The sequence below is a fragment of the Pseudomonas sp. S2_A10 genome, assembly GCF_054668465.1.
The window spans coordinates 5186204-5198175 of record NZ_CP162773.1; the positions used below are offsets into that span (position 1 = coordinate 5186204).

The 11972-nt window shown below is 62.4% G+C and carries 9 protein-coding genes; all 9 read right to left on the reverse strand.

Going from position 1 to position 11972, the window contains the following annotated elements; translation table 11 throughout:
* Nucleotides 1–59: 59 nt before the first annotated feature.
* Nucleotides 60–1163 (reverse strand): substrate-binding domain-containing protein, encoded by a 1104-nt coding sequence (locus tag AB4N41_RS23220; RefSeq protein ID WP_252876414.1) that lies wholly within the window; start codon nucleotides 1161–1163, stop codon nucleotides 60–62.
* A gap of 464 nt (nucleotides 1164–1627) precedes the next feature.
* A complete protein-coding gene (gene gspF / locus AB4N41_RS23225; protein ID WP_252876415.1) occupies nucleotides 1628–2839 on the reverse strand; it encodes a type II secretion system inner membrane protein GspF in 1212 nt (403 codons plus the stop codon).
* Complete coding sequence (gene gspE, locus AB4N41_RS23230; RefSeq protein ID WP_252876416.1) at nucleotides 2839–4245, reverse strand: type II secretion system ATPase GspE; 1407 nt, start codon at nucleotides 4243–4245, stop codon at nucleotides 2839–2841. The genes gspF and gspE overlap by 1 nt, the downstream gene beginning before the upstream one ends.
* Nucleotides 4246–5920: 1675 nt before the next feature.
* A complete protein-coding gene (locus AB4N41_RS23235) occupies nucleotides 5921–6403 on the reverse strand; it encodes a hypothetical protein (protein ID WP_252876417.1) in 483 nt (160 codons plus the stop codon).
* Complete coding sequence (gene gspD / locus AB4N41_RS23240) at nucleotides 6400–8781, reverse strand: type II secretion system secretin GspD (RefSeq protein ID WP_252876418.1); 2382 nt, start codon at nucleotides 8779–8781, stop codon at nucleotides 6400–6402. Before gspD ends, AB4N41_RS23235 begins: the two co-directional genes overlap by 4 nt.
* On the reverse strand, nucleotides 8778–9326 hold the full coding sequence (gene gspM / locus AB4N41_RS23245; protein WP_095180163.1) for a type II secretion system protein GspM: 549 nt from the start codon (nucleotides 9324–9326) through the stop codon (nucleotides 8778–8780). The genes gspD and gspM overlap by 4 nt, the downstream gene beginning before the upstream one ends.
* Nucleotides 9319–10440 (reverse strand): type II secretion system protein GspL, encoded by a 1122-nt coding sequence (gene gspL, locus AB4N41_RS23250; protein ID WP_252876420.1) that lies wholly within the window; start codon nucleotides 10438–10440, stop codon nucleotides 9319–9321. The genes gspM and gspL overlap by 8 nt, the downstream gene beginning before the upstream one ends.
* On the reverse strand, nucleotides 10437–11357 hold the full coding sequence (gene gspK / locus AB4N41_RS23255) for a type II secretion system minor pseudopilin GspK (protein ID WP_252876421.1): 921 nt from the start codon (nucleotides 11355–11357) through the stop codon (nucleotides 10437–10439). The genes gspL and gspK overlap by 4 nt, the downstream gene beginning before the upstream one ends.
* Nucleotides 11358–11404: 47 nt before the next feature.
* The gene (gene gspG, locus AB4N41_RS23260) at nucleotides 11405–11863 is read right to left on the reverse strand and encodes a type II secretion system major pseudopilin GspG (RefSeq protein WP_076562599.1); all 459 of its coding nucleotides are present in this window, start codon (nucleotides 11861–11863) and stop codon (nucleotides 11405–11407) included.
* Nucleotides 11864–11972: the final 109 nt, after the last annotated feature.

An 11972-nucleotide genomic window follows, 5' to 3' on the forward strand; every position in this document is an offset into this window, starting at 1 on the left:
TCGGCAAAAAAAACAGCAGCCCGAAGGCTGCTGCCGTTTCATTGCAGTTGAGACAAGGCTTACAAAGGACGACCAATGCCGTTGCAGGCGTTGGCGTTGTTGATGTCCAGGTTATTGCCCGAGGTGTTGGTGATGAAGTTGGCGGTCACAGCGGTTTTCCAGTTGTTGGGAACCGGCGTGAAGCTGTGGGCGACGGTGGCGACGTTGTTGCCCGGGTTGCTGTAGTGGGTGGTCAGGAAGTTGCGCACGGCGGTGGCCACGGCTGCATCTTTGTAGCACTGGCCGAAGATGAAGTTGGTGTAAGCCACAATCGGGTAACCGCTTGCCGGGTTAGGCACGACCGGGGCCCAGCCAGCCGGGTTGGCAGGTGCGCTTGGCAACGGTGCAGTGCTCAGCGCCAGCGTCACGTTAGCGTTGGTTGGCTGGACGCCATTGACGCGGGCAACCACAGCGTTGCTGGTGGCGTTCACGCCGTCCGGACCCACATAGCCGATCGAACCGTCCACGGCGTTCACCGCAGTGGCCACATCAGCGGTGTTGGCTACGCCGACCCAAGTCGATGGCAGCGCGGAACCGGCCGGCAAACGAGCGTTGGTGAAGGTGGAGTTGACGGCGAATTTGCCTGGGCAAACGGCGTTCAGGTGGCGACTGAGGATCTCAGTGGTGCCACTGGACACGCTGCGGTAAACCACACGGATCGGCGTGCTGTCGGCGTTACCCAGCAGAGCGCCCCAAGTGGTGGCGGTGCCCGACAGCGCATCGCACAGTTGAGCGCTGGTCAGGTTGAGCGCGGTCTGACCGGATTTTTTGTACGGAATGGCAACCGAAGTGGCCACCGATGGCAGCTGGATCAGCGGGCCGTACGAAGCACCGAAGTTGCTGGTGTAGGTGCTGAGTTCCGAAGCGCTGAGGATCGAGTCGCTAGCGGCGAAGTGCACAGTACCGGTGGTGCTGAACTGGGCGGGGTTGTTGGTCAGGAAAGCGCTTTTGCCAATGCCGCTACCGGTCACGGCGTAGCTGAAGTTGGCGGGCAGGATGCTGTTGGCAGAACCTTTGTACAGCGCGGCAGGCAGGGAAGCACCACCACCGGTAACGGCCATGGCCTGGGCGGAAGCCAGAGCGGCGACGGTCAGTGAGGCGGCGATCAGAGTGCGCTTGAACATGAAGAATCTCCTTTTCAACTTGGTTTGGAACACAGGTTTCGGAAGGCTTGCATGACACCGGGAGGGTCCACCGAAGTGGAGCCGCAGGGAGAAATTCGCAGCTTCCGGTGACAGATAAAGGAAAAAACCTCGGGAGCTGCGGGGGGATTTTGGTGCGGATTTCTCGGGTGTTTGCGGGGTGTCGCGGCATGTCTGGATCGGGGGTTTGGCTGAATCGGGCTGGAGCCGTTGGCGGATGGTTGCAGATGACAGAATGGAGAACCCGAGGATGGCGGATTGGGGCTCGGGTGGTGCTAAGACTGGTGAAAAAAAGCTGAGTTATTTATTGCCCTGACCGGCCTCATCGCTGGCAAGCCAGCTCCCACAGGGGTGCAGTGTTGTTAATGCAATCTGGGGTACAACACAAATACCTGTGGGAGCTGGCTTGCCAGCGATGAGGCCGGCCCGGCCAACATCAAAAGCGGCTACTGCACCAACTGGTTGATCTCAATAATCGGCAACAACACCGCCATTACGATCACCAGCACCACCCCGCCCATCACCACAATCATCAACGGCTCGAGCAACGCGGTCATGCCCATCGCTCGTCGTTCAATGTCCCGGGAAAGCGTCTGCGCCGCGCGCTCGAGCATTGGCGGCAGCGAGCCGGTTTTCTCGCCGCTGGCGATCAGGTGAATCAGCACCGGTGGGAAAACATTCTCCACCCGCAACGCGGCGGCGAGGTTGACGCCTTCGCGCACTTTCGCCGTGGCCTCGCTGACGCTCAGGCTCAAGCGGTCGTTGGACAGGGTCTGCCGTGCCGCTTCCAGTGCGCGCAACAGCGGCACCCCGGCGCCGCCGAGAATTGCCAGCGTAGATGCGAAGCGCGCGGTGTTCAGGCCGAGAATGAAACGCCCAAACAGCGGCAACTTCAGCACCCGGTGATGCCAGCTCAAGCGCGCCGCCGGATTGCGCAAATACAGCCGCCAGCTCCAGAACGCCCCGGCCATCAGCGCCGCACACAACCAGCCCCAGGCGCGAATGAAATCACTGGCGGTCAGCATCGCCAGCGTCAGCCCCGGCAAATCCTGCCGCGCCTGGGAAAACGCGCTTACCACCTGCGGCACCACATAGCTGAGCAGGAAAATCACAATGCCGATCGACACCAGCCCGACCACGCCGGGATAGATGAACGCGGTAAGAATCTTGCCGCGCAGGTTGTTGCGTTCCTCGATGTAATCGGCCAGGCGTTCCATCACCTGGGCCAGATCGCCGGACTCTTCGCCAGCGGCAATCAGCGCCCGGTAAATCTCGGGGAAATCCCGTGGCCGCGACGCCAGCGATTCCGCCAGACGCATGCCGCTGCGCACATCAGCACGCACGGCGCTGAGGGTCTGGGCTATGTGTTTCTTCTCGGCCTGTTCGACCGTGGCGCTCAGCGCTGCTTCCAATGGCAGGCTGGCGCCGAGCAGGCTCGCCAGTTGCCGCGTGGCCCAGGCGAGGTCGTTGTCGGAGAGTTTGGCGCTGAACAAACCACCGCCACCGTGTCGGGCGACGTTGCTTTCCTCGTGCACCGACAGCGCCGTCAAACCGCGCCCGCGCAAGGCACTGAACGCAGCACTCTGGCTGTCCGCCTCAAGGTGCCCGGACTCGATTTTTCCCGCGGCATCCGCCGCTTCAAAACGATAGCGATTCATCAGGCGTCCCGTGTCACACGAAGGATTTCTTCCGGCGCGGTGGCACCACTGCGAATCCAGCGCTCACCGTCCTCACGCAGGCTGAACATCCCCGCTTTCGACGCCGCCGCGCGCAGGGCCTGCTCCCCTGCTCCTTGGTGAATCAGCGTGCGGATGTTGTCGTCGATGCAGAACAATTCGTGAATGCCGGTGCGGCCGCTGTAACCGGTGTGATTGCACGCCGCGCAACCGACCGGACGCCAGGTGCCGGGCGTGGCCGGGTCTTCCTGTTTGCACTGATTGCACAAGCGCCGCACCAGGCGTTGCGCGAGGACGCCGAGCATGGATGACGCGAGCAAGAACGGCTCTACACCCATATCGATCAGGCGATTGACCGCCGACACCGCGTCGTTGGTGTGCAGCGTCGCCAGCACCAAATGCCCGGTGAGCGAGGCCTGCACGGCGATTTGCGCAGTCTCGAGATCGCGAATTTCGCCGATCATGATGATGTCCGGGTCCTGCCGCAGAATCGCCCGCAGCGCGAGGGCAAAGGTCATGTCGATTTTGGCGTTGACCTGAATCTGGCTGATCCCCGGCAAATCGTATTCCACCGGATCTTCCACGGTGAGGATGTTGCTGGTGCTCGCATCCAGCCGCGCCAGCGCCGCGTAGAGGCTGGTGGTTTTGCCGCTGCCGGTCGGCCCGGTGACCAGGACGATGCCGTGGGGCTGGCGGATCAGGTGATCGAGTTTGGCCAGCACCTGCGCATCCATGCCCAAGGTTTCCAGATGCAAGCGCCCGGCCTGTTTGTCGAGCAGGCGCATCACCACACGTTCGCCGTGGCCGGTGGGCACCGTCGACACACGAATATCGATCGGCCGCCCCGCTACGCGCAAAGCGATCCGCCCGTCCTGCGGCAGGCGTTTTTCGGCGATGTCGAGCTGGGCCATGATCTTGATCCGCGACACCAGCGCACCGTGCAACGCCTTGCGCGGCGAGACCACATCGCGCAGGGTGCCGTCGACGCGGTAGCGCACCACCGAATGGGTTTCGAACGGCTCGATGTGAATGTCGCTGGCCTCATCACGCGCAGCCTGGGTGAGCAAAGCGTTGATCATGCGAATCACCGGCGCGCCGTCCTGGGTGTCGAGCAGGTCGGTGATTTCCGGCATGTCCTGCATCAGCCGATCGAGATCGACTTCGTTTTCCGCAGCACCCACCACCGCCGCCGCACTGCCGGTATCGGCGTAAGCGCTGGCGAGCAAACCGTCGAGCTCGTCATCGCGCACCCGCTCGACCTGCGTCGCGCCGAACTGCCGACGCACTTCGCTGATCGACCAGCCGGGCGTCGATGGGCACACCGTCAACACGCCATCGCGCAAAAGAATCCGCTGCGCCTTGGCCCAGGCATACGGCAATACACTCATCGCCCATCCTCCCCACAATCCACCGTGGTAATGAGATCCCTTGTGGCAATGAGATCCCCTGTGGCAATGGGAACCTCTGTGGCGAGGGGATTTATCCCCGTTGGGCTGCGAAGCAGACCCAAAACCTGAGAACCAGTTTCTCCAGGCAAATCGCGTGTGCCCGGTTTACGACTGCTGCGCAGCCGAGCGGGGATAAATCCCCTCACCACAGTCATCATCTCAGTCAAAACCGGGTGCTCCCTTCAATCGGTACCGTGGCAATGGGATCCTCTGGGGCAATGCGATCCTCTGTGGCAATGCGATCCCCTCTGGCAATGGGAACCTCTGTGGCGAGGGGATTTATCCCCGTTGGGCTGCGAAGCAGACCCAAAACTTGAGAACCGGTTTCTCCAGGCAAATCGCATGTGCCCGGTTTACGACTGCTGCGCAGCCGAGCGGGGATGAATCCCCTCGCCACAGTCATCATCTCAGTCAAAACCGGGTGCTCCCTTCAATCGGTACCGTGGCAATGGGAGCCTCTGAGGCAATGCGATCCTCAGTGGCAATGAGATCCCCTCTGGCAATGGGAACCTCTGTGGCGAGGGGATTTATCCCCGTTGGGCTGCGAAGCAGACCCAAACCTTGAGAATCGGTTTCTCCAGGCAAATCGCATGTGCCCGGTTTACGACTGCTGCGCAGCCGAGCGGGGATAAATCCCCTCGCCACCGTCATCATCCCAGTCAAAACCGGGTGCTCCCTTCGATCGGTACCGTGGCAATGGAATCCTCAGTGACAATGCGATCCTCTGTGGCAATGAGATCCCTTGTGGCGAGGGGATTTATCCCCGTTGGGCTGCGAAGCAGACCCAAAACTTGAGAACCGGTTTCTCCAGGCAAATCGCATGTGCCCGGTTTACGACTGCTGCGCAGCCGAGCGGGGATAAATCCCCTCGCCACATTCATCATCTCAGTCAAAACCGGGTGCTCCCTTCAATCGGTACCGTGGCAGTGGAATTCCCTGTGGCAATGAGATTCTCTGGGGCAATGCGATCCCCTGTGGCGAGGGGATTTATCCCCGCTGGGCTGCGAAGCAGACCCAAACCTTGAGAACCGGTTTCTACAAGCAAATCGCGTGTACCGGTGTTACGACTGCCGCGCAGCCGAGCGGGGATAAATCCCCTCGCCACAGTCATCATCTCAGTCAAAACCGGGTGCTCCCTTCAATCGGTACCGTGGCAATGGGATCCTCTGTGGCAATGAGATCCTCTGGGGCAATGAGCCCCCCTGTGGCAATGGGAACCTCTGTGGCGAGGGGATTTATCCCCGTTGGGCTGCGAAGCAGACCCAAAACCTGAGAACCGGTTTCTCCAGGCAAATCGCATGTGCCCGGTTTACGACTGCTGCGCAGCCGAGCGGGGATAAATCCCCTCGCCACCGTCATCATCCCAGTCAAAACCGGGTGCTCCCTTCGATCGGTACCGTGGCAATGGGATCCTCAGTGACAATGCGATCTTCTGTGGCAATTAGATTCTCTGGGGCAATGCGATTCCCTGTGGCGAGGGGATTTATCCCCGTTGGGCTGCGAAGCAGACCCAAAACTTGAGAACCGGTTTCTACAAGCAAGTCGCGTGTACCGGTTTTACGACTGCTGCGCAGCCGAGCGGGGATAAATCCCCTCGCCACCGTCATCCTCTCAGTCAAAACCGGGTGCTCCCTTCAATCGAAACCGTGGCAATGGGATCCCTTGTGGCAATGGGATCCTCTGGGGCAATGAAATCCTCTGGGGCAATGAGCCCCCCTGTGGCGAGGGGATTTATCCCCGTTGGGCTGCGAAGCAGACCCAAACCTTGAGAATCGGTTTCTCCAGGCAAATCGCGTGTACCGGTTTTACGACTGCTGCGCAGCCGAGCGGGGATGAATCCCCTCGCCACAGTCATCATCTCAGTCAAAACCGGGTGCTCCCCTTCAATCGGTACCGTGGCAGTGGAATTCCCTGTGGCAATGAGATTCTCTGGGGCAATGCGATCCCTTGTGGCGAGGGGATTTATCCCCGTTGGGCTGCGCAGCAGGCCCAAAACTTGAAAACCAGTTTCTACAGGCAAATCGCGTGTACCGGTTTTACGACTGCTGCGCAGCCGAGCGGGGATGAATCCCCTCGCCACATTCATCATCTCAGTCAAAACCGGGTGCTCCCTTCAATCGGTACGGCTTTGATCGTGGCCCGTGGGCCTGATGTCGGCCCCGGCGCCGGCACGCCTTGCGCAGCGCTCGGCAATTGCGGCGCCTGCATGTCGGGCATCGCCCAGCTGCGTTCCGGCTGCAAGCCGCCCTGGGCGCGGCGCATGAAGTCGTAGCGGTTGAGGGTGATGCTGCGCCCCGCTTCGCTGTCGCGGATGATGTACGGGCGCAGGAACACCATCAGGTTGGTCTTGGTGATCGCCCGGCGTTCGTTGCGAAACAGCGCGCCGATGCCCGGCAGGCTGCCCAGCCACGGCACCGCATCATTGCTCTGGCTGTAGCCGTCCTGCAGCAACCCACCGAGAACCATGATCTGCCCATCGTCGAGCAGAATGCTGGTGTCGATAGCGCGCTTGTTGGTGACGATGCCGGCGGCGGTCACGCTGTTGGATGCGCGCTCATCGATGCTGCTGACTTCCTGATAGATATCCAGCTTCACCGTGCCGCCCTCGGAAATCTGCGGGCGCACGTTGAGCTTGAGGCCGACCTCTTCGCGGGTCACGGTCTGGAACGGGTTGTTGCTGGTGCCCCCGCCGCCAGTGACGTAGCTGCCGCTGACAAACGGGATGGTCTGGCCGACAAAAATGCTCGCCGCTTCGTTGTCCAGCGTCAGCAGGTTCGGTGTCGACAGCACGTTGGTGCCGCCCTTGCTTTTCAGCGCCCGCGCCAGCACTTTCAGGTCGAGAATCTTGCCGATGCCGGGGATGTCGACCGTGCCGTTGACGTAGCCAAGGTTCAAACCCTGCGGCAGTACGTCGATGCTGTTCTTCGCTCCCGTATTGAGCCCCGCGCCACCCAGATTGGCGCCACCGATCACGCCCTTGCCGCCAAGATTGCCGGTCTGCCATTGCACACCGAATTCGCTGGCATCGTCCTCGCCAACCTCGACGATCAGGCTCTCGATCACCACTTGCGCACGGCGCTGGTCGAGCAGATCGATGACCTCACGCAGATTGCGATACAGCGGCTCCGGCGCGGAAATCAGCAGCGTGTTGGTGGTGGCGTCAGCCTGAATCGTCACACCGCCAGCGCTGAAAGCAACGTTCTGTTCGCTGCTCTGCGTACCGCCACTGCTGCCGCCGCCGCCACTGCCCTGCGCATAGCTACCGCCGGTTGCGCCGCTGCCAGTCGTCGTTGAAGTGCCAGTGCTCGGCGTGCTGCTCTGGCCGTTCTGCCCGGCATTGCCGCCGGTGCTGCTGCCCATCGCGCTGAGCACCGACCGCGCCGCGTCGCTGCTGCCGCTATCACTTTCGCCGGTGAGCAAACCGCGCAGCGCCTGCGCCAGTTTCGCCGCTTGGGCGTTGCGCAGATAAACCACGTGCAGATTGCTCGGATTGCTCTGCGCGTTGTCGAGTTTGTAGATCAGGTTGCGCGCCAGCTCGGTACGCTCGGGGCTGCCGGCGCGGATGATGATGGTGTTGGAGCGCGGGTCGCCGATCACGGCGATTTTCTGCGTCGGATCATTGCCCGGCGCGTCGAGCAAGTCGGCCACCATCGGCGCGATATCGGCGGCAATGCCGTTCTGGATCTGCACCACATCGGTGTCGATCGCGCTCGGCGTGTCGATGCTCTCGATCAACTGCGCGACGCGGGTGAGGTTCTCGGCGTAATCGGTGATGACCACGGTGTTGTTGCCCGGGTAGGCGTTGATCGGATTGTTCGGCGAAACGATCGGGCGCAGCACCGGGATCAGGTTCACCGCGTTTTCGTATTGCAGGCGAAACGTGCGCGTGAGCATGCCGTTGCCGGCCGGTTTGTCGGCGCTGTAGATCGGCCCGCCGAGAAGTTTGGCGTCGGCCTCGGGAACCACCTGCGCCACGCCGCCGACATCGACCACGCTGAAGCCTTGCATGCGCAACGCCGCGAGCAACATGTCATAGGCCTGACGGGCCGGCACCTGACCTTCCGAGACCAACGTCAGATTGCCCTTGACCCGTGGATCGACGAGAAACTGCTGCCCGGTGGCCCGCGACAGCGCCCGCACCACCGCCTGAATATCCGCCTCGACAAAATTCAGCGTCACCGGTTGCTCGCCCAACGGATTGCGCGGGCTCGCATTGCTCGGCGCCGCGCCAGCACTGCGCCCACGCTGACTGATGTTGTGCAATTGCTTTGGCACCGGCCGCGCCTGAGCCTGCGCCCGTTCGCGATCGGCCACCGCATCGCCGCTGCGCTGGGTGTTGGCCAGCGGCCGCCCGAGTTCGCTGTCGACCAATAGCGGCGGCTGATTCTGCGGCGCCGTAGTGCTGTTGCACGCGCTCAATGCCATCAGCAACAACGGCAGCGCCAGACGTGCCGGTTTGCAGCGTGACTCCTTCATGAAGCTTCCTTAGCGCCCTGCGCCTGATCCATGCGAACGGTGCCTGACAAAGTGCCGGCGGTGACTTCGGTCGAAGCCTCACTTGCGCGCTGCAACTGCGCCTCGACCACCTGCAGAGAAAGTTGTGACGGCTGGCTGAGCAGCCAGTCGAGCAGCGCATCGGCCGGCGCGGCGTCGACATTCAACTGCCACGCGCCATCCTCCGCCGCTTGTAATTGGTAGTGCCCAGCCAGCCCCGCCGCTTGCAGACTTTGCTCCAGCGACTGGCCAACGCTTTGCCCCTGCGGCCGGACGTTGACGCTGCGCAACAGCACTTCCAGCGCCTCGGTTTGCGCGCGCAACTTAGGCGTTTCGCTCTGCCAGAAAGCGATCCTGGCCAATGGCGGCTTGACCAGCGTCAGCCAGATCAGCAGACCGACAAGCACCAGCGCCATGCCGGCGACCATGCGTTTTTCACGCAACGCCAACGGCTGCCAACGCGCCTGCAACTGGCTGCGCAAGCGCTGCCAGCGCGCACGGTAAATCGCCAGCGTCGCCCTACTCATCGTCTGCTCCGCTGTCGTCGTCTTCGTTGGTGTTGGCGCTGGATTCATCGCTCGGGCGCAAGGTCCAGCCATCGTCATCGGCAGTGACGCTGATGCCGGCTTGGGCCAACGTGCTTTGCCAGCCCTTGTCGTTGCCGCCACGGTTTGCATCGCTTAGCAAGGCCAGCTGCAAGACGCCGTCGCGATAGGTCAGACGCTCGACACTGCCAGCCATGAACGGCATGCCGGTGCCGGCCTGCAACACCAGTCGATTGAAATTTTGCGCCGGGTCATCGACCGCGCCTTTTTGCCGCTGCTCCAGTTGCTGACGCGCCTGTTGCAGCGGGTTGAGAATCACCGGCAATTCGGGAAAGGCCTGCTTCACCCGCTGGCTCATCTGCGCCTTGAGCTGCTGGCCCTGCCGCGCTTCGCGGGCTGCGTACAGATTCAGACCAATCACCCAAACGGCCACGGCCAAAGCCACGCACCCGACAGCACGATCCCAGCCACGTTGCTCGCCGCCGGTTTGCTGCAGGCCGCCGTGCAACCCCCAACCGGGCAAAGGACCGATCCAGCGTTGTGTCGCGTCAGCTGCGAACGATGCCTCATCAACTTCGTCACCGAACAACGGCTCAACCTGCGCACTGTTCAAACTCTCGCGCCGGAGCAAATGCCCGTCCGCCACACAAGCGACAACCCCCGGCAGCACCGGCAGGCTGTACGGCGCCGGATACAAACCGCGCAGCGTCAACCCCGCCTGCTTGAGCACCGCAGCCAGACGCTGCAGGTGCTGCCGCGAGCCCCAGGCAATCTGCACCTGCCCGCTTGCATCGCGAGGGCTGTGGCCGATATGCATTTGGCTGCTGTCACCGAGCATCAACGCCTGCGCCGCACACTGCACAGCGGCCGCCGTTTTGTTCGCGGGCAGCGGCGGCAGATCAATGCTGGCGAGCAGGCTGTCGGCCGGATGCAGAAAACACAGCAGCGGTGGTTGCTTCGGCCGTTGCCCCAACTGACCCAAAGTGAGCCGTTCCTCACGACTGACCTGCCCCTGACGATCCAGCCAGGCGCAGCTCACTTCGCTGTGCAACTCCAGCTCCGCCAGCGGCGGCAACGCAACGCGCAACTGGCTCATGCGCCCACCCGCGACCAGATCACTTGCGGCAGCCGATCCTCGCTACGGTGCAGCAAAGCGTCGAGGCTGACCCGGCGCTGATCCCGCCGCGCTTCACCGCGCAAACGAAACCAGTCACTGGTTATGCCGACCTTGACGCTGCTCACTTCCAACTGCGGCATGCGCAAGCGGTTCACAAAATCGCCGCGATTGATAAACCAGCGCCCGGCGTCACGCTCCGCGATCAACGCCGTCGCCCGCTCCAGCGAAAGCCCCGGCACATACGCCGCCAGCACCTGCGCCGTGGCGGTGTTGCCGTTGATCCACGTCGTCGCCGGAATCACCGTCACGTACGGCGCCAGTTGGCCGAGCAGCGCATCGGTGATGCCTTCGACGCTGCGCAAATCATCCAGCGTGCGCAGCATCGGCACCTTCGGCGGCTGCGGTTTGTGATCGGCGTCGGGCGAAGTGGCGCGGCCGCTGTCGAAACCTGCTTTGCCCGTCGCGCCAATCTGCGCATTGAGCAGATGCGGATAACCGGCAATCACTCGCTGGCGGATGCGCTGGCCGACAACGGCGCTCACACCGATCAACTCGCACAAACGCTCGAACGCCTGCACCTGCGCCTCATCGATGCGCTCGTTGGCGACCAGATTGCGCAGGTTGAACTTGCCCTGCTCATCCTCCAGCCGCCCGGCAAAACCCGCCGCCAGCAACGGCTGCGCCCAAGGCTGATCGCGCCGGGTCAACGGATCACGCAGGCGCGCATCCCAGAGCAACTGTCGGCTGATCTCCAGACCACCCTGCGCGACCCAACGCCCCTGCACCCGCTGCTGATCGGCCTCCAGCGCCCGGGTCGCCACGCTCTGGCGCGTCAACATCCCCGCCGCAATCACCGCCACCACGGCGGCGATCAACAACGCGCTGATAATCGCCATGCCCCGTTGCTTCGCCCCGTTGAGCGAACCTTTGTTCACGGCCGGCCTTACAACTGCCAGGAACCGATATCGGCATTCACGCCATCGCCGTCCGGCTGGCCATCGGCGCCGAGGGAAAAGATATCGACCTCACCATTCGCGCCCGGGTTGAGGTACTGATAAGGCCGGCCCCACGGGTCATTCGGCAAACGCTCCAGGTACGAACGCCAGTTGCTGTTCTTCGCATCCGCCGGCCGCTCGACCAACACCTTCAGCCCCTGATTCATGCTCGGATACGTGCCGTGATCGAGGCGATACAACTTCAACGCCTGCATCAACCCACCAATATCCTGCTTCGCCGCCGTCGCCCGCGCCTGATCCGGCCGGTCGAGCACCTTGGGCACCACCATCGCCGCCAGAATCCCCAGAATCACCACCACCACCATGATCTCGATCAAGGTAAAACCCTGCTGCCCACGCGGCATGCGCGGCGACTGACTGAGCGTGTTCAAAGGTGCGATATCCATCTCGACATTCCCTGGCTTGATCCGAATTCGACGCGCAGTGTTGCAAGAAGATATGTCAGGGATGTTGAAAATCCTCGGGTGTTTCCGTCGTCAAGCCGTCAAGGACGGG

Excerpts from the sequence above, each read along its gene's own strand:
- AB4N41_RS23220 (WP_252876414.1), bottom strand. The coding sequence starts at position 1,163 with ATGTTCAAGCGCACTCTGATCGCCGCCTCACTGACCGTCGCCGCTCTG.
- gspF (WP_252876415.1), bottom strand. The coding sequence starts at position 2,839 with ATGAATCGCTATCGTTTTGAAGCGGCGGATGCCGCGGGAAAAATCGAG.
- gspE (WP_252876416.1), bottom strand. The coding sequence starts at position 4,245 with ATGAGTGTATTGCCGTATGCCTGGGCCAAGGCGCAGCGGATTCTTTTG.
- gspD (WP_252876418.1), bottom strand. The coding sequence starts at position 8,781 with ATGAAGGAGTCACGCTGCAAACCGGCACGTCTGGCGCTGCCGTTGTTG.
- gspM (WP_095180163.1), bottom strand. The coding sequence starts at position 9,326 with ATGAGTAGGGCGACGCTGGCGATTTACCGTGCGCGCTGGCAGCGCTTG.
- gspL (WP_252876420.1), bottom strand. The coding sequence starts at position 10,440 with ATGAGCCAGTTGCGCGTTGCGTTGCCGCCGCTGGCGGAGCTGGAGTTG.
- gspK (WP_252876421.1), bottom strand. The coding sequence starts at position 11,357 with ATGGCGATTATCAGCGCGTTGTTGATCGCCGCCGTGGTGGCGGTGATT.
- gspG (WP_076562599.1), bottom strand. The coding sequence starts at position 11,863 with ATGGATATCGCACCTTTGAACACGCTCAGTCAGTCGCCGCGCATGCCG.